This is a genomic window from Magnetospira sp. QH-2, assembly GCF_000968135.1.
In the GTDB taxonomy this organism is placed as follows: Bacteria; Pseudomonadota; Alphaproteobacteria; order Rhodospirillales; family Magnetospiraceae; genus Magnetospira.
The window spans coordinates 484,680-508,415 of record NZ_FO538765.1 but is presented as its reverse complement, the minus strand read 5'-3'; the positions used below and the strand labels follow the sequence as shown (position 1 = coordinate 508,415).

The following is a 23,736-nucleotide window of genomic DNA, read 5'->3' as shown; positions in this document are numbered from 1 at the left end:
TGGTGGGCCTTACGAGCAACGGAAGGGCATTGCCGGATCGGTCGAGGATTGCCGAAATCAACGGACAAACCTTCACATTGGACCATCGTAGGGTTGTAGCATACCGTATCGCTGGAATGCCAATTCCATATCGGAAGGCTACCTCGAAAGAATTTTCGGAAACCCTGCGAAAACAACGCAAAATGACAACAATAAATAAAGGCACGGAACTCAAAATTAGAGGAGTAAAGAGTGATGAACGATGACAAGTTTTTCACCAAGTTTGATGAGCTAGAGGAAAAAATTTCCACACCCGATGATCTCTCGGAATTTGTCCAGTTTATGGAAGAAGGATATCTCGCTGGCATGTGGGAACAACAGGACGCCTCGGAATACGTTGGCGGCATATCAGGCGTCCTAGAGGGCCTTGAAGGGCTGTGTAAAAACTACGGCTACGAATACCCCGAACAGCCAACCTGGGCCTGGATGGGGCGCATTCTGCGCGTCGCCTTCGCTCATAGCTAAACCACGCCCCATACGGGCGGACATCGCTGTCCGCCCCGGGGTGGGCCGCTGTTCGGCCTGTCTCACAGGATCCTCGGCGCCTTAAAGGGTCCCGCCGGGAAGACCACCAACCATCTGTCGCCTTATTGGGGCGGTCCCTTTTTATTTAGGGACATCTTATTTATTAACATTGCATCGGTGCGCCTAATGAGCAACGGAAAGGCATCGCCCAATCGGTCGAGGATTGCCGAAATCAACGGACAAACCTTCACATTGGACCATCGTAGGGTTGTAGCATACCGTATCGCTGGAATGCCGATTCCATATCGGAAGGCAACCGCAAAGGAGGTCGATATTGCGTTGAAGAAAAGCGAAAAACTGACAACCAAGAACAATGGAATGGAAATTAGAATAAGAGGAGTATTGCGAGATGAGTAAAATGGACGAAGAAGCATATTTTGAAGTTTTGCATAGGCTCGAAGAGAAGGTGTCGTCACCTGAGGACCTCTCTGAGTTTGTCGCTTTTCTGGAGGAAGGCTATTTGGCTGGAGCCTGGGAAGAGCAAGATGCCTCCGAGTATGTTGGCGGCATTCAAGGAGTGCTCAATGGCCTTGAAGGCCTATGCATGAACTATGGCTATGAGTATCCAGAGCAACCCTCTTGGGCCTGGTTCGCGCGCATCCTGAGGGTTGCCTTCGGCCACAGCTAACCCGCTGCCCATACGGGCGGACATCGCTGCCCGCCCCGGGGTGGGCCGCTGTTGGGCCTATCCCTCAAGATCCTCGGCGCCCTAAAGGTTCCCGCCGGGAAGACCACCAACCACCTGTCGCCTTACTGGGGCAGTCTTCCTTTATTTAGGGACATCTTTTTTATTAACATCGCATCGGTGCGCCTTACGAGCAACGGAAAGGCATTGCCGGATCGGTCGTCCTGGGCGCCCGGGCCGGGCCTTCAACCAGGCAGGCGAGGCCATCCGCGAGACCGCCAGGGATATCAAGCTGCCCCATGTGTCCAAGACGGAGAATCCGTTGTCAGCCAAGGAATTCGAAGCGCTTCCCGATGAAGGAACCATCGATCCCTTGCGGTTGAGGACCATGCAGAGTGATATCAAGCGAGAGTTCAATACCAGGGACCGAAAGCCCCTTGAGAACACCATCGACGATATTCGAAACGGTCAGAATATACCGCCGGTGAGGATTGCCGAAATCAACGGACAAACCTTCACATTGGACCATCGTAGAGTTGTAGCTTACCGTATTGCGGGAAAGGCAATCCCGTACCGCAAGGCAACACAACAAGAAGTCCGTATTGCCTTAAAAAAGCAGAGAAAGATGCCCACCAGGGATGATGGTATCACTATCAAAGTCAAAAGGAGATGAATGATATGGACGACGATGATTATTTCGACAAGCTTGATAGACTTGAAGAGACCATAGCCACGCCAGACGAACTTTCGGACTTCGTAGCTCTATTAAATCGCGGTTATAGTGAAGGGCTCTGGGAAGAACAGGGAGTCGTCGAATACCTTGGGGGTATTGAAGGCGTGCTCGACGGGCTTGAGGGCCTGTGCAAAAACTACGGATTCGAGTATCCAGAGCAACCCTCTTGGGCCTGGTTCGCGCGCATCCTGAGGGTTGCCTTCGGCCACAGCTAACCCGCTGCCCATACGGGCGGACATCGCTGTCCGCCCCGGGTTGGGCCGCTGTTCGGCCTATCCCTCAAGATCCTCGGTGCCTTAAAGGGTCCCGCCGGGAAGACCACCAACCAGCTGTCGTCTTACTGGGGCGGTCCCATTTTATTTGGGGACATCATATTAATTATTAATCAGCCTGACCCATGGGCAACCGGAGAAACCGGCCGGGGCAATCCGGTGGCTACAAGCTTAGATCCACCGCATAGACCGCCATGGCTGCCAGCAGGGCGAGACCCAGAAGGACCATGGAAAATCCGAAGCTGAAGAAGGCTGCTTGGACTAACTTTGGCGGCTGCGCGGTCATGCGATCGGAGAGGTTGCCATCGGCTTCCAGCCGGGCGATCCAGGCCGGATGCTCGCGTTCCAGATCTTCCAGCCGTGCTGCGCCGTGGAACACATGGTCATTGAGCGGGAAGGCACTGGGGCGATAGCTCTCGATGAAAAAATGCACGATGAAGATATGGCCCATTGCCAACACCGCCTCGACTTTGTGGACCCAGCGCGCCACGTTCATGGTCCAGCCGGGCAGGAATTCGGCGGTGAGCACCGGATCGAACAGCAAAATTCCGGTGGACCCGACGATCACCAGTCCCCACCAGACCGCCCAATAGTCAAACTTCTGCCACCAGGTCCAGCGGTCGAACACCGGATGTCCGCCCAGCCCCACCAGCCATTTCAGGTGGGCATGGAAGGCGCGGAAATCGGCCCAGGTCCAGACCAGACTGTCGGGACCTGTCAATTCCCGATTGCCTTTCCTCAGCACCGAGCGGATCAGATAGAGGATATGCAGAGCAAAGGCGGCCATCAAGATCACGCCGAAGGCCCGATGCACGAAAATAGTACCCTCGTAGCCACCAAACGGCGTCGCCAGCGCCCCGCCCAGTCCGGTCTCGATATACATCCAGGCCACTCCGGTCACCGACAAGGCCATGAAACAGACCACCAAGAGGGTATGGAAAATCCGTTCCGGGGCGCTGAATCGCTCCACCAGCACCGATTCCGAGGCCGCTTTGGGCTCCCTGCGATGGCGCCAACGATGGCCAATCTCTCGCAGCGCCCAGATTCCGGTGTAAGGCAAGAAGATCAAGAACACCGTCCCGGCCAGCAAAAGCATCACGAAGGTGGACCAATACAGAGCCGGAAAGTCCGCCTGGATGGCTGCCGACCAAGGGGCCTGTTCGTGAATCACATAGCTGGCCATGCCCGGCCCGGCGCCTTCGTGACAGCGGGCACAGACCTTCTCTGCCCGATGCTCGGCGAACATGGTGGCCTTGGGATTGCGGATTCCGGCGATGGGATCGGAGATATGACAATCCCGGCAGCGTAAGGTGGTGCGGGCGTAATGCAGATTGTTCTGCTGCCCCTCGTGACAGCTCAGACAGCGCCGGGCCGGGGAATATCCCGACACCCCCTTGTGTACGTCGGCCTTGTCCGAATGGGCTCGGCGCGGCCCTTGACCGGGACCAATGGCCTGCAACAAACTCTGCTCCGAAGTGGGCGCCGGGATAAACAACGCGGGATCATTGGGGTTGGCGTCTTCGGCTTGGGCACCCTCGACGCCGCTGGCTAAAACCATCAAACCCAGAAACGCGACTAACCATCGAACAAACGACATAGGCGGCCTCAACGCGAATAGGACGGACTTCCCTTGAGAGTCACATGGGGATTGACTGAACCGAGGTCCAGACGCACCGCCGCATTGGCCTGCCCCACTCCCCATTTGCGCCGATCCCCTTCTTTGTATAGGGTGCGCCCTCCTGACAGACCCTCAGTATTTCGAATGGCAAGGACGACATGGCGCATATTCTTGACGTGCTCAAAGACCGGGTATTGCTTTGCGACGGCGGCATGGGCTCGCGCGTGCAGGCGTTGGATCTGGACGTGGACAAGGACTTTCAGGGCCACGAGAACTGCACCGACATCCTGACCCGCTCCCGGCCGGATGTGGTCAAGCTGGTGCATCGCGGCTATTTCGAGGCCGGGTCGGACATGGTCATCACCAATACCTTCGGCACATCCCCCATTACATTGGGAGAGTTCGGCCTGCAGGACGAGGCCTATGGCCTGAGCCGCGAGGCCGCCGTGCTGGCCCGCGAGGTGGCCGATGAATTCACCGACGGGCGCGACCGTTTCGTGCTTGGCGACGTGGGCCCGGGCACCAAATTGCCCAGCCTCGGCCATATCGGCTATGATGAGTTGGAAGCCGGATTGATCGTCCAATGCGAGGGTCTGGTGGCCGGCGGCGTGGACGCCATCCTCATCGAGACCTGCCAGGACCCGCTGCAGATCAAGGCCGCCGTCAATGGCGCCAAGATCGCCCGCGGCGACAAACAGATCCCCATTTTCGTACAGGTCACCGTGGAGACCACCGGCACCTTGCTGGTGGGCGCCGACATCGCCGCCGCCACCACCGTGGTGCATTCGTTGGGCGTCGACCTGATGGGACTGAACTGCGCCACGGGACCGCAGGAAATGGCCGAGCACGTCAAGTGGCTGGCCGAAAACTGGCCGGGACTGATCTCCGTGCAGCCCAATGCCGGGCTTCCGGAACTGGTGGACGGTCAGACGGTCTATCCCCTGGGCGGCGAGCAACTGGCCAAGTGGGTCGAGCGCTTCGTCGAGGAGGACGGGGTCAATATCGTCGGCGGCTGCTGTGGTACCAATATTCCCCATATCAAGGCCCTGGACGCCATGCTGCGCTACCGCGCCGGGTCCGACGCGATCCGCCCGACACCCAAGCGCCGCACGGTGCATTGGATGCCTTCAGTGGCCTCGCTCTATTCGCAGGTCTCCCTGCGCCAGGAGAACGCCTTCCTGTCCATCGGCGAGCGCTGCAACGCCAACGGCTCGAAGAAGTTCCGCGAGGCCCAGGAGGCCGAGGACTGGGATGCCTGCGTTGCCATGGCTCGGGATCAGGTGCGCGAGGCCTCCCATACCATCGACGTCTGCGCCGCCTTCGTCGGCCGCGACGAAATGTCTGACATGACCAATCTGGTGGAGCGCATGCGCGGCTCGGTCACCGCGCCGCTGGTCATCGATTCCACCGAACTGCCGGTCATCGAGGCCGCCTTGAAGCTCTATGGCGGCAAGGCGATCCTCAATTCCATCAACTTCGAAGACGGCGAGGAACCCGCCGCCGCGCGGCTCAAGCTGGCTCGCAAGTACGGCGCCGCCGTGGTCGCCCTGACCATCGACGAAGAGGGCATGGCCAAGACCGCCGACGAGAAACTGCGCATCGCCCACCGGCTTTATGACTTCGCCGTCAATCAGCACGGCCTGCCTGCCTCGGACCTGCTGTTCGATCCGCTGACCTTCACCGTCTGCACCGGCAACGAGGATGATCGCAAGCTGGCCATCGAAACCCTGGAAGGCATCCGCCGCATCCGCTCGGAATTGCCCGAGTGTCAGATCGTGCTGGGATTGTCCAACATCTCCTTCGGGCTCAAGCTGGCAGCGCGGCATGTACTCAACTCGGTGTTCCTGCACCATGCCCTGGAAGCGGGCATGACGGCGGCCATTGTCCATGTGAGCAAGCTGCGCCCGCTGCATACCATCGCCGAGGCCGAGGTAAAGGTGGCCGAAGACCTGATCTTCGACCGTCGCCACGACGACTATGACCCCTTGCAGGAAATCATTGCCACCTTCGCCGACCGCACCGCCGCCCAGGCCCGCGAAAAGCAACGCCCGGAGACCGTGGAGGAACGCCTAAAGGAGCGCATTGTCGATGGTGACAAGCAAGGTCTGGAAGAAGACCTGGACGAGGCCATGCAGACCCATGCGCCCTTGACCATCATCAACACCATTTTGCTTGATGGCATGAAGGTGGTGGGCGAGCTGTTCGGGTCGGGGCAGATGCAGCTGCCCTTCGTCTTGCAATCCGCCGAGACCATGAAGGCCGCCGTGGCGCATCTGGAACCGCATATGGAAAAGGTCGAGGGCAGCCACAAGGGCACCTTGGTGCTGGCGACGGTGAAGGGCGACGTGCACGACATCGGCAAGAACCTGGTGGATATCATCCTGTCCAACAACGGCTTCAACGTAGTCAATCTGGGCATCAAGCAGCCGGTGCAGGCGATCATCGACGCGGCCAAGGAACACAAGGCCGATGCGGTGGGCATGTCCGGCCTGTTGGTGAAATCCACCGTGATCATGCGCGAAAACCTGGAAGAAATGACCCGCCAGGGCCTCAACATGCCCATCCTGTTGGGCGGCGCCGCGCTGACCCGCAAGTACGTGGAAGGTGATTGCGTCAAATCCTTCGGCTCGGGCCGGGTGGCCTATGCCCGCGATGCCTTTGACGGGCTGAGCCTGATGAACAAGACCGCCGAGGGCGAGATCGACGCCTATCTGGCCGAGCGTCAGGCGGCAGGCGGATCCAAGGAAAGTGCACCGGAACTGCCTGATCAGGCCCTGCGCCCGGTGGACTGGGAACAGGTCGAGACCCGCAAGTCGGAATTGCATGCCAATACCGAGATCCCCACCCCACCGTTCTGGGGCGCCAAGATCATCGAGAAGGTGGAGCCCAAGGCGCTGGTGCCTTTCCTGAGCGAGACTATGCTCTACCAGTTCCAGTGGGGATTCAAGAAGGCGGGCCGCAGCCTGAATGAATGGAAGGCCTGGGCCAAAACTGACCTGACACCCATTCTCACCCGCATGCTCGACATCTGCGAGCAGGAAAATATCCTGCAAGCCCAGGCGGCCTACGGCTATTGGAAATGCGCTTCGGAAGGCAATGACGTGGTCTTGTTCGACGAGGACGGTACCACCGAGGTGGGCCGCTTCGCCTTTCCGCGTCAGAACCGCGCCGACGGCCTCTGCGTCGCCGATTTTTTCCGCGACCGCTCGTCCAACGACCGGGACGTGATCGCCCTACAGGCCGTCACCATGGGCCAGAAGGCCTCCGACGTGGCCCGCGACTGGTTCGCCGAGAACCGCTATCAGGACTACCTGTACCTGCATGGCCTGTCGGTGGAGATGGCCGAGGCCATGGCCGAATACCTGCACAAGCGCGTTCGCGAAGAGCTGGGCTTCGGCCACGAGGATTCCCGCGACATGGCCCGCATCCTCAAACAGGACTATCGCGGCTCGCGCTATTCCTTCGGCTATCCCGCCTGCCCCGACATGGCGCAGCAACGGTTGCTGTTGGATCTCCTGGGCGCCGACCGCATCGGCCTGGAAATGGCCGACGAGGAGCAACTGCATCCGGAACAGTCCACGGCGGCGGTGGTGGTGCATCACCCGCAGGCGCGGTATTTCGTGGTGTGAGTTAACGGCAGGCGGTACGGCGCACATTCCCAAATACCCCCGCCCCGGCGAAGTAGCATTCGCTCCCGGCGATGGCGCGGCAGAAGCGTTGTTGGTCCACCGGGCCGAAGCTCAGGCCGATAACCTTGCCATCGTCATCGAAGGCCGCGTCCAGGGCCATGAGATCGCGGACGCCCGCCAGTTGCACCAAGGTGCCGCCACCGCGTCGGGTGCGGTGGTAACAGGCGACCTTGGCCACCGGCAGGGCCTGTAAGGTCTCACCCATGGTTTCCAGGGAGGCATCGCGGGCCAGCCAGGCGGCTGCATTACCAAGAACCCCATCCATTTCGCCATGGAGCCAGTGGCCGCTGATGTCATGCAAGTGAACCCGGTCGCGAAACAACGGGCGGGCGGCACCGAGCCGGCCCCCATGCAGCCGTGCGGTGAGACCGTTTAGAACCCGGATCCGGATATCGACGGCGACGCGCCGTGGGGGGGCGGCCTCGGGTGCTTCGCGGCAGTTCGAGACATCCTCGCCCAAGACCGCCCGGGCCGCCATCAAGGGGCGCAGAGCCGCCGCGGCATCCTGAGGCGACAGACCGAGGCTGTCGCGCAGCATTCCAGCCAGGGATTCACAGGCCAATTCAAGATTCACTCCTGTGGCATGCAGGGCATAGGCGGTGAGATCCGCCTCCAGTGTCAGAAGATCGCCGATGCCGCGTTCGCCATCGGGGGATACAGCCAGCGGGTCCGTCGCCTCGGCCAACAGGCCACCCTGGGCGGTGACCGTCAGATCAAACCAAGGCGAGGGTTGTCCTTGTTCATCCAGATAGACGGCCCGCCGTTGGGAGGCCTGCTCCGGTCCCTCGAAGGAGAATCGCAGAGCCGCCAGAGGATCCAGCAGCAAGGGTTCAAGCGTTGCCAAAAGAGAGCGGAAAGCGGACATTTCGCCAGACAGCCGGGCCACCTGATCCGGGGCCGAGAGGATATTGGCGAAGGGCGCCACCGAAACCACCCGACCCGCCGCCGAAACCACCGCGTCCGCATTGTCCCCATTCAGGGTTTCCAGCAACAAGGCCGACAAACTGACGGTGGCGCTGGTACTGTCCAGCCTGGCTACCAAGGGAGTCAGGCCCACCGGGCCATCGGGCGACGGAAAGAGGCGGGTAAAGGAACCATCGGCGCCGCGCCGCAGAATCAAGATAGGCAGATCGGGAAAGGTGCGTCCATCATCCAAAGCCAGGGCTGCGGTCACCACGATGCCCTCGGCCCGCCCTTTGATCAGGCCGGACAACTGCGCCCCGAGCCGCGCCGGGTCCATGGCCTGGATGGACAGTCCCAGGTATTGAAAGGCCGTATCGTCCGTGGGCAGAGCCGGGCTGTTGATCATCGCCTGCAAGCTCAGGCGGTCGGTGAGAAGCTGTCGCAGGGCAACATCGTCGGTGTCCTGAAGACGCGCAGCCGGTGGGGCGGCAGAGACGGGGTCAGCGGGGGCGGCGGACCTTTGCCCATCCCTGCTGCCAGCCGGAATCAGGGACTCCAGCAAGGGCGCCCCGATCCACAGGAATCCGGCGACGGCCAGGGCCGCGGCCAATCCGCTCCAGAAGATCCACTTCATCACTTTGTTCCCACCCCAATGACGGGGATTTCCACACCGGAGTCACGCTAACAGTCCCCTGGCAGCGGTTCAACCGTGCCGTCCCGTTCCTTGCAGCCGGTCCAACCGCAGCCGGTGGCGCTCGTCGGTCAACCGCCAGACTCCGCCCATGACCGCCCCCATGACACCAAGCCCCACGGCCCCGGCGATCAGGAACATGATCAGCAACTGGTACTTCACCGCCTCGGTGGGCGCCACCCCAGCCAGTATCTGTCCGGTCATCATGCCAGGCAGGGACACCACTCCCGATGCCGCCATGGCATTGACGATGGGCATCAGTCCGGCGCGCATGGCGTCGCGGACCATGGTTTCGGTGGCCTGCCAGCGCGTATGGCCCAGCGCCAGGCGGGCCTCGATGGCCACCCGTTCACGCACCGCCGCCGCCAGCAATCGGTCCAGGCCCAAGGACACGCCGGTCATGGCATTGCCCATGATCATGCCGAACAAAGGTAAGGCATACCTTGGATCGTACCAGGGATCGGGGCGGATCTGGGTGGTCAGAGCCAACAATGTGACCAACGTGCCGGCCATGACCATGCTACCCGAGCCCAGCCCATGGGCCCACCAGCCTTCCAGCTTGTGATGCTGGCGGGCGGCGATCTCGCGCCCGGCGAAAGTGATCATGACCAGCGCCGCCAACCCGGTCGCCCAGGGCGAGACCATCTCGAACAACTGCTGCAAAACCAACCCGATCAACGTCAGCTGCACCACCATGCGGACGGTGGCGATGATCATGGTCCGGCCCAAACCCAGCCGTAGCCGCAGCGACAAACCGCCATGGATCAACAACAGCAACGCGGAGATGGCGATGTCCAGATAGTCCAGGCGCACGTAGGTCATGACATGGCCTCCGAAAGAAGTCCGTTGGTCATGGTCCGACGCTCGTGGGCGAGGCGGCCCACTTGGGCGGCGTCATGGGTGACCAACAGCATTGCCTTGCCATCGGTCAGCAGTCGGCCCAGCACCGCTTCCACACGCTCCACCCCATGGGGATCCAAGCCAGAGGTGGGTTCATCCAGCAACAAGACCGCAGGATCGCGCATCACCGTCCTGACCAGGGCCAGACGTTGCCGTTCGCCGGTGGATAAGTCGAGCACCGTGCGGTTCATGATCCCCGCGGGGAGACCCAGCTCAACGGTCAGACCGTTGTCGCCATCAGGGAAATGATCTCCAACCCGAGCCGCCCACCAGCCAGACTCGGCGGGGAGATAAGCGACCAAGCGGCGCCATGCCGGACCGTCGAACGTGGTTCGGTCACGACCGTCCAGTGTCACGCTGCCTTGGTTGGGATCCAGATCGGCGATGGCGCGCAGCATCAAGGTCTTGCCCGATCCCGATGCGCCATTGACGCCCAGGCATTGCCCGGCGTCCAGTTTCAGATCGAACGGGTGCAGGCCGGGACGGCGGAGGGCCTCGATGGTCAGCATGGCATCTCCGCGCCCGCTGTCCGCCAATCAGGTGGCGGCGGGCAAGGCCTCCAATTCTTTCAGAACGTGATCGCGCACCTGCGGCACGCCGGTCCGGTCGAACAGGCTGGCGGCATGATGGAAATGATCCCGAGCCCGTTTGAGGTCGTGTTCCACCTCAAGCCGTGCCAGCGCCAGCAGGGCATGAGCCTCGCCGCGTAGATCACCCAAATCGGTACAGATAGAGAGAGCCTGACCAAGCGTTTCCCGGGCGCCGTCCACGTTGCCCAGCTTGCGCTGTAATTCGCCGATGCCCGTGAGGACCGCGGCTTCGCCCATATGATCGCCGCTATCGCGGAAGATTTCCAGGGCTTCGTCATAGGCTTCGTGGGCCAGATCCGGACGGCCCATGCGGCGCTCGATATGGCCCACATGTTTCAACACGACGGCCTTCCCCAAATCATCGCCAGCAGCCTCATAAAGACGACAGGCCTTTTGATAGGAGGCGAGAGCTTGGTCTTCTTGCCCCTGGCGCCGCCCCAGATGGCCGAGTCCCTTATAAGTCTTGGCTTCGCCCCGGGTATCGCCGGCCTGCACCATGAGCGCGCGGGACTTTTCATAGAATGTTGCCGCGTCGTCGAATACCTCTGCCGTTCGCGCCAGGTCGGCCATTTCCAACAACGCCTGAGCCTCCCCGTGATCACTGCCTGAATCGTGATAGATCGCCAAAGCCTGTTCGTAGGCTCGCCGCGCCGCCGATACCACCCCGGCATCGCGCTCCAAGTTACCAAGGGAAACCAACGCATCGGCCTTGCCGCTATTGTCCCCCGCTTCATGATAAAGACTCACTGCCTCGGTAAATGCGTCCCTGGCGCCGTCGACGTCGCCGGAAAGGAGCAGGCGTTCGGCTTCGGATTTCCTGATGTCCGCTTTGATCATGACGGCTTCCCTTAGTTTTGTCGGTGAATTCAATCGAGTACACAAAGACCTCTAGGATCTCCCGCGAGGGAATTGATTCTAACGCCCTGCGGCCCCTTGGGACAACGGCAAATGTCCCCAATCCCCACCCTTAAAGGTTAAATTAATTTCATGCTCCCGCAAAAATAGATATCCTTCCCCTTTGGAGGACAAAGGACCGTGATCTTCTGCCCTTGTGTCGGATTCATGCTTGGATTCCGGAAACAACTCGGTATTCTTGGAGCCCTAACAGGTGGGGAATACGGGTCGTGAGTCCATCCGACGACTTCAATCAAGTTGCCGAGACCGCATGGGCGGCGGTTGAGCATATGGCCAAGCTGAAGGTCGAGCCGAGCCCGAACAATTTTTCGGTCTGGTACCACTACCATGTGGGCGATATGCCGGACCTGCGGCGGACTCTGGATATCTTGCTCGACAACAATCAGGATTTCACCCCCGACCGCAATGCGGACATCCACCGCAAATTTTTTACCACCGACGAGGAACGGGCCAGCGTACGGTCGGCCAGCGACGAGTTGGAAGCCCAGATCAGCAAAGTCCTGACCTACATGGCCGAGATGGGGGGCAGCGCCAAGGATTACGGCGAGACCCTGCAAAGCCATTCCGAACAAATCAGTCAGGCAGGCGGTCCCGACGATCTGGGATCAGCTATTACAAGCATCTTGGAGGCCACCCGCGAGATGGAGGCCCAAAACGAGGCGTTGGAAAAACAATTGGCCGCTTCGGGTCAGCAGGTGGACCAACTGCGTACCGACCTGGACAAGATGCGCCACGAAGCCCTGACCGACGGGTTGACCGGCATTCCCAACCGCAAAGTCTTTGATGCCGCCCTGCGCACCGCCGCCACCGAAGCCATGGAAGAAGGCGGTGAATTGACTCTGTTGATGATCGATATCGACCACTTCAAGCGCTTCAATGACACCTATGGCCATCAAATCGGCGATCAGGTGCTCAAGGTTTTGGCCCAAGTCCTGACCAGCAGCATCAAAGGACAAGACACCGCTGCCCGCTATGGCGGCGAGGAATTCGGCATCATCCTGCCCGCGACCTCGTTGATCGGCGCCAAAAAAGTCGGCGAAGCCGTCTGCGACAAGATCCGCAACAAATCCCTGGTCAACCGCAAAACCGGCAAAAAGATGGGCCGTCTATCGGTTTCCATCGGTGTTAGCCTGTTTCAGTACGGTGAACCTCTGGGCCAATTGGTCGAGCGGGCCGATGCCTGCCTCTATGCCGCCAAGGGTCGAGGCCGGGATATGGTGATCGGCGAGGACGAACTTTCGCCCGATGAATTACAGGTTGCCAAGTAGCACCCTTTGCGCCCGCGTTCCGTTGGGCAATAATGTCTTATGTCCAGGTTAGCTTTCAGACCCAGCCAATGGCTCATGTGGGTGCGGCGGCTGCTGCACAATGACCAGCTTTTGTTGGCACTGTTGGCGGTGGTGGTTGGTGTCTGCACCGGCGGTGCGGTCATCCTGCTGCGCGAGGGCATGGATCTCATCCAAGCGCTGAGCTACGGATCGGATACGGAGTATTTGGGCGATTTGGTCCGCGGCCTGCCTTGGTGGCAGGTGATCTTGGTACCCACCGCAGGCGGCTTGATCGTCGGAATTACCCTCAAGTTCATAATGCCCAACGGGCGGCCGCAGGGAGTGGCCGACGTGATCGAATCCTGCGCCATGCATGGCAGCAAGATGAACCTTAAAGCCGGGCTGGGCGCAGCGGTGGCCAGCGCTTTGTCGGTGGGAGTCGGTGGATCGGTGGGGCGCGAAGGTCCGGCGGTGCATTTGGGCGCCACCGTGGGAGCCTGGATTGCCGCCAAATTACACCTGACCCGCAGTCTTTCACGTACCTTGCTTGGCTGCGGCGTTGCCTCGGCGGTGGCAGCCTCGTTCAACGCCCCCCTGGCCGGCGCCTTATTTGCCAACGAGGTGGTGGTGGGCCATTACGGACTGAGTGCCTTTGCCCCCATCGTCATTTCCAGTGTTTCCGGAACCATGGTCTCGCGGGCCATGTATGGCGATTTTCCGGCCTTTATGATTGGCGAACACCCCATCGGCTCGGCCTTGGAGTTCCCGGCGTTTGCCGGTCTGGGCGTGGTCTGTGGTCTGATTGCGGTGGCCTTTTTGTTCAGTGTACGGCGGGTGGAAATGGGTATGGATGGCCTCTCCCTACCGCGCTGGATCCGCCCGGCGCTGATCGGCGCGGTGATCGGCGGAATCGCACTGTTTTACCCGGAAGTTCTGGGCGTTGGCTACGGCACGACGGACAAGGCTCTGAACAGCCAATTTCCATTGCAGATGTTGATCATTCTGGCAGCCGCGAAATTTGTCGCCACGGCGCTTTGCCTCGGCGGAGGCTTCGCGGGCGGTGTCTTCAGCCCGTCGCTGGTTCTCGGTGCGCTGGTGGGCGGGGCTTATGGCGCGGTTGCGGCCGGCCTTTATCCGGAGCTGTCGGCAGGGGGCGGAGCCTATGTTTTGGTGGGCATGGGCGCCATGGCTTCCGCCATCCTCGGTGCTCCCATATCCACCACATTGATCGTTTTCGAATTGACGGGCGACTATGCCCTGACCATGGCGGTGATGATCGGCGCGGTTATGGCCTCGGTCATGATTCAGCAACTGCACAGCCGCTCTTTCTTCCACTGGCAACTGTCTCGACGCGGCCTTGATCTGCATGGCGGATTTGCCTCTGCCTTGTTGCGCGGCCAGACCGTGGCCACGGTGATGACCGAGCAGGCCGACGTGGTCCCCGAGGCCCTACTTCTGCCCGGATTGCGCCAAGCCTTGCAGCAATCGTCGGTAGGGGAGCTTTTTGTAATCGGAAACAATGACCGCCTGATCGGCACCGTGACCCTGGCCGATATGAGCGAAGCAGCCTTTGATCCCTCCATGGACTTATTGGTCAATGCCGGGGACACGGCCCGCCGCAAGCCGCCTGTTTTGTGCCCCACCGACGATTTGGAACGAGCGCTCAAATTAATGCACGACAGGGGTGAGGAAACCATCGCCGTGGTCGCTGATCGAGAGTCCATGCGATTCCTGGGTCTGGCAAGGGTCTGCGACGTCATGGCGGCCTATAACCGGGCATTGATCGAGGCACGGGCCGAAGAACGCGCCTGATTGTGGCGAAAACCCCACCAAAAGGGGGACTTGGGCCTTGCCAATAGTACGTTCTCCAAGGGGTAATTAACCAAAAATTATCCAAAGGTCGCTATAACCATACGCAGGATTACAAAAAATCCCTCCAAAGCGTAACTTTATTCTTGCGACCTGGAATCACCCCGACAAGGAGAGGCACCATGTTTCAGATCTATCAGATGATCGCGCCGCAATCCTTTATTGCCGATTTAGAGGTGGATCCCACCACACAGCAAATCGTATCCGCCGATCCCTGCGTTGGTTGGGCCCAGGGACGATCGGTCCGCTGGCTGCGTGACTACTGCCGCGACCACGGCTACGGATTAGACCGTCTGGTCTAACTTTTTGTCCTCAAAGGGAGTTTGACCCTGAAGCCTTGATCCCCACATAGTAGGGGAAGCGCAGGTCAACAATGGCTCCCGGGAATCTCTTGTCCTTCTTCCATGGTCGACTCAAATCCTATCGCGTGAACATAGTACGAGGCCGTCTCCCTCTGCTCCGAATTTCCACGAGCATTTTCATGGGCCTCTTAGCCGCCCTCCTTGGCGTTCAGCCGCGGGCGGCTGAAAAAGTGGTGCTGCAGCTGCAATGGGATCATCAATTCCAATTCGCCGGATATTACGCCGCCCAATGGCAAGGGTATTATGCCGATGTGGGACTGGAGGTCGAGTTCCGCTCCGGCTTTCGCAACGGTCGGCTGGTCAATACCTCCCGCGAGGTCGTCGAAGGACGCGCCCACTTCGCCACGACCGTCACCGACCTGCTGACCGAGTATGATCAAGGACGCCCCATCGTCGTGCTGGCGCCGATCTACCAGGAGAGCGCCTATTTGGTTGCCACGCCGGACAAGGGAGAGCCTTTCACGCCTCAGGCACTTTCGAACATGCGCCTGGGTCTATTCCGGGCCAAGGACGTGGGCAGTGCCGAGATCGGGGCAATGCTCAATGCCGCCGGTCTCGATCCCGACAAGGATTTTCCGGACCTGACGATCATTCGCAAAGGCATCAGCGATGTCTTGGAAGGCCGGGTCGATGCCTATGGGGCCTATACACTCGACTACCAGTGGCTTGCCGATGAGCAGGGGCTCAAAGTCAGAGCCTTGAAGCCGGCTCGATTCGGGGTCGATTTCTATGGCGATACGCTTTTCACCTCGCGCCAACTGGTCGACGAGCGACCGGAAATGGTGGCGGCGTTCAAGAACGCGACTCTCAAGGGCTGGCGATATGCCTTGAGCAATGGAGAAGAGATCGCCGACCGAATCAGCCGGGAGTTCACGCGCAGCCTGCCGGTCAAGGATGTCAGGGGGTACAACCGACACCAGATCGGCGAGGTCCTGGCATTGACCCACTACCCCGCCGTGGAATTGGGGCACAACGATCTGGACCGATGGCGCGGAATTCATGCCGCCCTAAAGGCTGCGGGCGTGGTGACCGGACAGCCGCCGGGCCCCGACTTCATTTTCGATCCCGTTGGCAAACAACAACGCCGACAACAAACGCTGATGATTGGGGTCGGGCTCGCCGCCTTGTTGCTGATCGGCGGCGCGGCAGCCGTTTGGATCGTCTCATTGCGACGGGCGATAAAAAACCGGAAACGGGCTGAAGAGCAATCACAGCATGCCAGAATTCGCGCCGAGCGGGCCTTTGGCGCCCTTCTTAGTATCCAAAAGAACCTGTCGCACAGCGAAGAACGCTATCGCAGCTTGGTGGAAAGCATGACCGATGGATTGGGCATCCTTGACAAGGAGATGCGGCTGACCTTCGCCAATGATGCCTTGTGCGCCATCAATGGTCGAAACCGTGACGAAATGCTGGGCAAGAAACTAACCAGTCTGCTGACAGAAGAAGGCCGCCAAATCCTTGCCTATGAATTTGCGCAGAGGAAAAAGGGATCCGACCACCGCTACGAACTCTATTGGCAGAAGAAGGATGGCGGCGTCGCCACGACCATTGTTGCGCCTAAGCCCCTGTTCGATGCCGAGGGCACCTTCACCGGCAGCTTCGCGGTGGTCACCGACATCACACAACGCAAGAAAATTGAAACCGCGTTGCGCGCCAGCGAGGAACGGTTCCAGGCCATGGCCGACAACCTGGACGAGGTCTTGTGGCTGACCGATCCCAAGACCACGGAAATCCTCTATGTCAATCCGGCCTTTGAACGAATTTGGGGCATGACCCGGGATGAATTGCGGCGAACGCCTCGGGCCTTCCTGGACTCCGTTCATCCCGAAGACCGGGAAAGAGTCCAAGCCACCGTCGACCAAATGGCTATCACCGGCACTCATGACATGGAATATCGCATTGTCCGCCCGGACGGGTCCGTCCGCGAGATCTGGGATCGGGCCTTCCCGGTGCGGGATGACAATGGTTACTTGGTCCGGGTCACCGGGATCGCCGAAGACATCACCGACCGCAAGCACCTGGAACGGGAATTGGCGCAAACTCAAAAGCTCAAGGCCGTGGGTCAGCTGACCGGTGGCATCGCGCACGATTTCAACAACATCATCCAGGTCATCAAGGGTAATTTGGAACTGATCCGCGAGGATATGGCGGATCAAAGCGAATGGGCCGAATCCGTTGATGACGCCATTGATGCGGGACAACGGGGCGCCGAGCTGGTCCAACAACTGCTGACATTTGCCCGCAAAACCGATCTGACGCCCCGCGCAATCCATATTCCATCAATGATCCAGGAAAACAGACGACTGCTTCAGCGGACCCTGGGCGAAAACATCACCATAGAAGCCCAAGTGGACGAAAATATCCCGGTAGGCTATGCCGACCCCCATACCTTGGCCAATGCCCTTCTCAATCTGGGGCTCAATGCCCGCGATGCGATGAACAGAGGGGGCAAGATCACCCTCTCGGCCCGCAACCAGACCCTGATGGAGCAAACTATCGTGGGCGGCGAAACCCTCGCGGCAGGACAGTACATTGTGATCGCCTTGGCCGATACCGGTAGCGGCATGGATCCGGACCTGGTGCCTCGGGCCGTGGAGCCCTTTTTCACCACCAAGGAAGCGGGCGCCGGATCAGGGTTGGGGTTGAGCATGGTGCAGGGCTTCGCTGTCCAGTCGGGTGGGGCCATGAACATCGATAGCCAAGTTGGTGAAGGCACCACGGTCAGCTTGCATCTGCCGGTTGCGGATACCGAGGCAGCGGTCTCCGAAAACTTCATGGTACCCAGCGCCACCAATTCCAAGGGAGTGCGGGTGCTTCTTGTGGAAGACGATCCCCGGGTTCGCAAGGTCACCAAATTGATGCTCGAAACCCTGGACTTGCAAGTGAGCATTGCGAGCGATGGGCCGGAAGCCCTCCGGGTTCTGGAAAAGCTCGACGATGTGGCAATCGTGATGACCGATGTGATGATGCCCGGCGGTATGAGTGGCGTGGATCTAGCACGGCAAGTGCGGCAACGATATCCTACGCTGCATATTTTCCTGATGTCCGGTCACGACTTCGAGACGATTGATCAGGCGGACGGAGAGAGCTTTCCCTTGCTCCGCAAACCTTTCGACATGACCCAATTGGCTCGGGAAATCGCTGCCTTGTCCCGCGACCACCCGCCTTCGGACCATGAGCAGCCCCCCTTATGACGACTCTTTTACTCATTGATGATGACGAGAAGGTTCTAAGCTTCCTGTGCAAAACCCTGACCAAGGAAGGGTACGATCTCGTCACCGCGACCGATGGGGCCGAAGCCCTAAAAACCATCCGGAACCGCCAAGTCCGATTGGTGATCACCGACATCTTCATGCCGGGCATGGATGGGATGGAACTGATTCGGACCTTGAAACAGGACCATGCGGAGGTTCCGATCATCGCCATCTCCGGCGGCGGCGCGGGGGGGCATAAGGATTATTACCTGTCGGCGGCGGATGCTTTTGGTGCCGACCGGGTGCTGGCCAAACCTTTTACCCCCACGGAATTGCGCGATGCGGTGAGGGCCTTGCTCGTTTGAATGCCGATCCGTGACAGATTAAAGTCTTTCGCGTTTAATATGACCCATTCTGACCGAATCATTTTGCCTTAAGGGCAGGAGTGGCGCGCAGGGCGTAGCGGGGCTACGGTCAAGGGTCGCGACGCTCCCCTTAGCGCCTGTCGGGTCCAATCGGACCCGTTGGACAGGCGCGGTCTTATTGCAATCGATCCCGCTTACGTCATGTTTGATCGAATCCGATTAAACATGAATGGCTTTAGCAGGCTGCTGAGAAAGTGTTGTCCGACGGCCCGCCTCACCCTTCGTCCCTCGACAAGCTCGGGATGAGGAAGCTCAGGGTGAGGCTAACATGTTGAAAATTCGAAGGCCCTCATGCTGAGCTTGTCGAAGCATGTGTCGCCACAGGCTCGAAATCGGACTTCTTCAGCAGCCTGTTAGGCGCTGGCACAGGGTTCCACCTTGCGCAAATGGCAACAGCCTTCAGCGTCGCCACGAAAAAAACGGGCTCGCGGATCCCGTTTCCAAAGGTTGGTACATTATAGGGACACAGCACTTTTACTCAGCAATCCCAAATGCACCGAGAGCTGATCCCTATTCCAGACGCCTTTTGCGATCCTTTCTATATCCGCAGCGCCCCCCAATGCCGCCCCCTTTCAACAGCCTTCTTGAGGGCGCCGGGCAGGTCAGGCGGCGAGCGGCAGATGCTCGTCGAGCCGGGTCCCGGCTTCGATCAGTTGAAAGCCGACGATGGTGGGCTCTTCAAAGACCCCGGTATGGAATCGCATCAAAAAGATGCGCAAGAATGGCGTGATCCTGCGTCAAGTCGCCCTGGTTGATCCGAAAGCCGTGGGATTGGGGGAAACCTTCTTTGTCGCCGTACGCACGTCGAAGCACGACGATGACTGGCTGACCGCCTTTACCGAAGCGGTGATAGCGATCCCCGAAATCCTCGAAGTGCACCGCCTGACCGGTGACATCGACTACCTGCTCAAGGTCCAGGTCGGGGCCACAGCGAAATTTGACCGGATCTATAAAAACCTGATCAGCCGCATCAGCCTCTACAACGTGACTTCCAGCCTCTCCATGGAGACCATCAAATCCACCACGGCGCTGAAGGTTTAATACCTTGAATGGCGGTCTGCTTGCGGTTTTACAGGGCGATCATGTGGTGATATGATTTGAATTCGAAACGAATCGCTGGGCGAACCAACCGATTCTCTCTTGAACATGATGCTTTGGCTCTGAATGCCTACAAAAGAAAAACAAACAGCCGATCAAAAACGCCGCCCCGTTCGACTAGGGCGTTTCAGTCGTTTGGGCCGGGTCATGCCGTCGTTGATCCTGTCTTCCCTGGCGATCAACCTGCTTTCCCTCGCCCTGCCCCTCGCCCTCTTGCAGGTTTATGACCGGATCATTCCCAATAGTTCGCTGAGCACCTTGCTGATTTTGGTCGGCGGCGTGGTTGTGGCCTTGGTCCTTGAGCTGTTATTGCGCATGGCCCGATCGGCAATCACCGCCTGGATTGGCAGTCGCTTCGAACATCTAGCCGGATGCGCGGCCTTTCGTCACATGTTGCATTCGCGCATTGACGCCTTTGAACGGGAAGGGGCCGGGCTTTCCATTGAGCGCATGGCGGGCCTGCGCACGGCCAAGGAATTCTATGCCGGTCAGGCCTTGGTGGCGCTGCTCGATCTGCCCTTCGTGGTGATTTTCCTGGCGCTCATATGGTTGCTGGGCGGCCCCTTGGTCTATGTGGCCGGCGGCATGTTGGTCTTGTACTTGGTTTTCACCCTGATACAGGCCCGGGGCCTGAGGCATACCATCGAAGACCATACGACCTTGCGAGACCGCCGGTTGAGCTTTTCCATCGAGGTGCTGAGCGGTGTCCATACAGTCAAATCCATGGGCATGGAAGCACAAATGGTGCAGCGCTATGACCGACTGCTGGAATCCGTTGCCGGGGGCAGCCGGGGCGTTGCCTATCGCAATGCCGCCACCTTGAATATCGGCACGCTGCTCTCGCAACTGGCGCTGATTTCCGTCGTCGCCTTTGGGGCGACAAGGGTGATCGATTTGCAGATGACGGTCGGTGCGTTGGCCGCCTGTACCTTGCTCACGGGGCGCGCCATGCAGCCCCTGCAACGGGCCGCCGGTTTTTGGAGCCGCTTCCAGACCATTCGATTGTCCAGGCAGCGTCTACGGGCTATTTTTGACCTGCCCTTGGAACCCCGTTCGGATCAAACCGCCACGGCCCAGTGGCAAGGGGCACTAGAACTCGAAGACGTGCACTTCCGCTATGGGGAGGACGGACCGGTGATCCTGGAGGGGGCCAGCCTGGCCGTCGCACCGGGAGAATGCATTGGCATCAACGGCAACAACGGAGCGGGCAAGACCAGCTTGATGGCATTGATGCGCGGCACCTTGATCCCTGACTCGGGCGAGGTCCGGTTCGATGGCCGCCAGATCTTTGACTATGACGCCGCTGAAGTCCGCCGAAGCGGCATTGCCTACTTGCCGCAACAAGGCGAACTGTTCAAAGGAACGCTGCTGGAAAACATGACCATGTTCCGCAAGGGACTGACCGGCAAGGCCCGGGAACTAGCCGCGGAATTGGGGCTTGATCAGGTGGTCGCCAAATTGCCGGGCGGCTATCACACCATGATCGGCGATGCGGGCGAAGATGCCCTGCCGCGCGGCATCAAGCAACGGGTGGCCATTGTCCGCGCCCTGGTCAACGATCCCAAGGCGGTGCTGTTTGATGAAGCCAATACGGCCATGGACAGCAACGGCGATATGCGCCTGCGTGCCTATCTTGAACAAATCAAGGGGCGGGTCACCCTGATCATCGTATCCTCGCGCCCTTCCTTGCTCAATTTAGGCGATCGTCGCTTCGATTTGACCGATGGTCAATTGATCGAAAGACAAGCGGAACCGCCACAACAGAACCGCCCCGAAGGCTCCGCTGAAAGGGTCCCGGCATGAGCAATCCCATCGACAGGCAAGCGAGCCCGGATTTTGCCTGGGGCGACATGGCGGAGCACCAGACACTAGGCGATGAGCAAATCCTCTCGGGCAAGCTTGGCGGCTTCAAGGCGGCCACCGATCTCGCCGCCTGCCTCCTGCCTTTGTTGCAGGCCCTGGGCTGGGAAGGCTATCCGCGGCATATCTCCGAGTCCCTGCCCCATTTCGCGGATTCCTTGGATCTGACCGACCTGCTGAATGTGTTGGCCCATCATGGTTATGCCAGTCAGCAATTCCGCGCGCCTCTCGATGGCATTGATTCCCGGCTTTATCCCTGCCTCTATCTGCCGGACCATGGCATGGCCCAGGTGGCCCTGGAGCGACGCGGCCGGGCCGTGCGGGTGTTTGATGCCGCCAGCCGATCTTATCACGATCAAACCAAATTCAAAGGCAGCGGCACGGTCTATGTGTTCCGGGCCGAGGAGTTGCAGGAACAGGCAGCGAAGGGATCGCGCACCTCTTTTGTCTTCGATCTTGCCCTTCGCTTCCGGCGTCTGATTGTTCGGGCCCTGGCCGCCAGTTTTTTCGCCAATCTGCTGGTCCTCGCCACGCCGATCTTCATCATGGGGGTTTATGACCGGGTGGTCGCCACCGGGTCGCTCTCCACCCTGAGCTTCATGGTGATTGGCGTGGCGGTTGCCCTGTTGGGTGATCTGGCGCTTAAAAGCTTGCGAGCCAATCTGATTGCCCATATTGGCGCCCGGATGGATTACCTGATGGGCCGGGCCATCTTCCGTCGCTTGCTGTTTCTGCCTCCGGCCTATACCGAAATGGCCAATGCCAATGCCCAGGTGGCGCGACTGAAGGATTTCGAGAGCATTCGAGAGTTCTTTACCGGTCCCTTGGCAACGGTGATGCTCGAAGGCCCCTTTGTGCTCATATTCGTTGCCGTGATGGCCATGATCGGCGGTACCATCGCCTTTGTGCCGCTGATCGCGCTGTTGATCTTTGTCGTCATGGCCGGGGTATTCGCGCCCATGCTGCATCGAAAGGTCGGAGACGCGGCCCAGGCCGAAAGCCGAAAGCAGGAATTCCTGGTCGAGGCCCTGACCAAGATGCGCACACTCATGGATACCGGAGCCGAGGATATCTGGTACGACCGCTACCGCGAATTGTCGGCACGGGCCGCCATCAAAGGCAATCAAAGTGCTTTGCTATCCTCTCATGCCGCCGCCATTGCCCAGACCCTGATCATGGTGGCGGGTCTCGCCACCCTGGCCTGGGGGGTTTTCAAGGCGCTGGAGGGGGAAATCACCGTCGGTGGCCTGATCGCTTCCATGATCATGGTCTGGTGGATCTTGCGCCCCATGCAAACCCTGTTTTTGACTCTGACCCAGGTCGATCAGATTGCTTCCTCGGCCAAACAGATCAACGCCCTCATGCAGCTTCGTCCCGAAAGGGACGAAACCGCCCAAGTCATCCCCTTGGAAGAGATGAAAGGGGCGGTGACCTTGGATCGGGTATCCCTGCGCTATAAATCGGAATCCAATCCGGCCTTGATTGGCGTGTCCCTGGCCGCCGAGCCGGGTGAAGTGGTTGCCCTGGTCGGTCCCAATGGGTCGGGCAAGTCGACGATGCTGAAACTGATCGCCGGGATATATGCCCCGCAGGCTGGAACGGTCTCATTCGACGGCATCGATATCCGCCAGCTTGATCCCATCGAGTTGCGTCATCACGTGGCCTATGTCCCGCAGGAATATCATATGTTCTTCGGCACATTGGCGCAAAACCTGCGGCTGTCCCATCCCACGGCAACCGATGAAGAATTGAGTTGGGCCTGCGCCCAGGCCGGTGTTCTCGACGAGATCGAGGCTCTGCCCAAAGGCTTTTGGACGCGTGTGGGCGATGGCCGGTCCGACATGTTGCCGTCCAATTTCCTGCAACGCATTTCCCTTGCGCGGGCCTATTTGCGCCGCGCCCCGATCCTGCTTCTAGACGAGCCGGTCAATGGCCTGGATTTCGAGGGCGACCGCCAATTTATCAAAACACTGGAAGCCATGCGGGGCAGCACAACTGTGTTCCTCGTCACACACAGACCAAGCCATTTGCGCTATGTTGATAAGGTTGCCGTTTTAGACGGCGGCATGGTGCGCATGTTTGGTCCGGCGGAACAGGTCCGTAAGCGGATCCCTGATGGTTTGTTCTGAGAATGAGGCTCTAACATCGCAGCTGCAACGG

18 protein-coding genes are annotated in these 23,736 nt (G+C 59.6%); 13 read left to right on the top strand and 5 right to left on the bottom strand.

The genetic code is table 11. The features are described 5' to 3' along the window. Positions 1–234: 234 nt before the first annotated feature. The 4 genes from MGMAQ_RS02520 to MGMAQ_RS02505 all read left to right on the top strand — a co-directional run bounded on the left by MGMAQ_RS02520 (position 235) and on the right by MGMAQ_RS02505 (position 2,137). Positions 235–504, top strand: a complete 270-nt coding sequence (locus MGMAQ_RS02520; protein WP_046020296.1) for a hypothetical protein — start codon at positions 235–237, stop codon at positions 502–504. A 409-nt stretch (positions 505–913) separates the two neighbouring features. Beyond that, entirely contained in the window at positions 914–1,192 is a 279-nt protein-coding gene (locus MGMAQ_RS02515) for a hypothetical protein (protein WP_046020295.1), read from the top strand. A gap of 319 nt (positions 1,193–1,511) precedes the next feature. Continuing rightward, positions 1,512–1,862 (top strand): hypothetical protein, encoded by a 351-nt coding sequence (locus MGMAQ_RS02510; RefSeq protein WP_046020294.1) that lies wholly within the window; start codon positions 1,512–1,514, stop codon positions 1,860–1,862. 5 nt (positions 1,863–1,867) lie between these two features. Next, positions 1,868–2,137, top strand: a complete 270-nt coding sequence (locus MGMAQ_RS02505; RefSeq protein WP_046020293.1) for a hypothetical protein — start codon at positions 1,868–1,870, stop codon at positions 2,135–2,137. 220 nt (positions 2,138–2,357) lie between these two features. On the opposite strand, the gene MGMAQ_RS20220 is transcribed toward MGMAQ_RS02505, so the two are convergent. Further along, a complete protein-coding gene (locus MGMAQ_RS20220) occupies positions 2,358–3,752 on the bottom strand; it encodes a cytochrome b/b6 domain-containing protein (protein WP_158498754.1) in 1,395 nt (464 codons plus the stop codon). A gap of 218 nt (positions 3,753–3,970) precedes the next feature. Between MGMAQ_RS20220 and metH the strand changes: the two genes are divergently transcribed. Beyond that, positions 3,971–7,441, top strand: coding sequence for a methionine synthase (metH, locus tag MGMAQ_RS02495; RefSeq protein WP_046020292.1), 3,471 nt, complete (start codon positions 3,971–3,973; stop codon positions 7,439–7,441). A 1-nt stretch (position 7,442) separates the two neighbouring features. Here the strand turns inward: metH and MGMAQ_RS20610 are convergent, their stop codons facing one another. From MGMAQ_RS20610 to MGMAQ_RS02475, 4 genes are all read right to left on the bottom strand, one after another. Then, complete coding sequence (locus tag MGMAQ_RS20610) at positions 7,443–9,038, bottom strand: hypothetical protein (protein ID WP_046020291.1); 1,596 nt, start codon at positions 9,036–9,038, stop codon at positions 7,443–7,445. Between the two features lie 69 nt (positions 9,039–9,107). After that, positions 9,108–9,917 (bottom strand): iron export ABC transporter permease subunit FetB, encoded by an 810-nt coding sequence (gene fetB / locus MGMAQ_RS02485; protein ID WP_046020290.1) that lies wholly within the window; start codon positions 9,915–9,917, stop codon positions 9,108–9,110. Beyond that, entirely contained in the window at positions 9,914–10,504 is a 591-nt protein-coding gene (locus MGMAQ_RS02480) for an ATP-binding cassette domain-containing protein (RefSeq protein ID WP_052716065.1), read from the bottom strand. Before MGMAQ_RS02480 ends, fetB begins: the two co-directional genes overlap by 4 nt. Positions 10,505–10,531: 27 nt before the next feature. After that, the gene (locus MGMAQ_RS02475; RefSeq protein WP_046020288.1) at positions 10,532–11,422 is read right to left on the bottom strand and encodes a lipopolysaccharide assembly protein LapB; all 891 of its coding nucleotides are present in this window, start codon (positions 11,420–11,422) and stop codon (positions 10,532–10,534) included. Positions 11,423–11,709: 287 nt separating this feature from the next. Here MGMAQ_RS02475 and MGMAQ_RS02470 point away from each other — a divergent pair, with 287 nt between their 5' ends. The 8 genes from MGMAQ_RS02470 (at position 11,710) to MGMAQ_RS02435 (ending at position 23,705) form a co-directional block, all read left to right on the top strand. Next, a complete protein-coding gene (locus MGMAQ_RS02470; RefSeq protein WP_052716064.1) occupies positions 11,710–12,768 on the top strand; it encodes a diguanylate cyclase in 1,059 nt (352 codons plus the stop codon). A gap of 39 nt (positions 12,769–12,807) precedes the next feature. Then, a complete protein-coding gene (locus tag MGMAQ_RS02465; RefSeq protein WP_046020287.1) occupies positions 12,808–14,580 on the top strand; it encodes a chloride channel protein in 1,773 nt (590 codons plus the stop codon). Between the two features lie 179 nt (positions 14,581–14,759). Further along, positions 14,760–14,939, top strand: coding sequence for a hypothetical protein (locus MGMAQ_RS02460; protein ID WP_046020286.1), 180 nt, complete (start codon positions 14,760–14,762; stop codon positions 14,937–14,939). 179 nt (positions 14,940–15,118) lie between these two features. After that, positions 15,119–18,193: a PAS domain S-box protein gene (locus tag MGMAQ_RS02455; protein WP_046020285.1), complete on the top strand. Its 3,075-nt coding sequence runs from the start codon at positions 15,119–15,121 to the stop codon at positions 18,191–18,193. Next, complete coding sequence (locus MGMAQ_RS02450) at positions 18,190–18,558, top strand: response regulator transcription factor (RefSeq protein WP_046020284.1); 369 nt, start codon at positions 18,190–18,192, stop codon at positions 18,556–18,558. Before MGMAQ_RS02455 ends, MGMAQ_RS02450 begins: the two co-directional genes overlap by 4 nt. Before the next feature lie 771 nt (positions 18,559–19,329). Continuing rightward, a complete protein-coding gene (locus MGMAQ_RS02445) occupies positions 19,330–19,659 on the top strand; it encodes an Lrp/AsnC family transcriptional regulator (protein WP_158498753.1) in 330 nt (109 codons plus the stop codon). A gap of 204 nt (positions 19,660–19,863) precedes the next feature. Beyond that, positions 19,864–21,519 (top strand): peptidase domain-containing ABC transporter, encoded by a 1,656-nt coding sequence (locus tag MGMAQ_RS02440; RefSeq protein ID WP_052716063.1) that lies wholly within the window; start codon positions 19,864–19,866, stop codon positions 21,517–21,519. Then, a complete protein-coding gene (locus MGMAQ_RS02435) occupies positions 21,516–23,705 on the top strand; it encodes a peptidase domain-containing ABC transporter (protein WP_052716062.1) in 2,190 nt (729 codons plus the stop codon). Before MGMAQ_RS02440 ends, MGMAQ_RS02435 begins: the two co-directional genes overlap by 4 nt. Positions 23,706–23,736 lie beyond the last annotated feature (31 nt).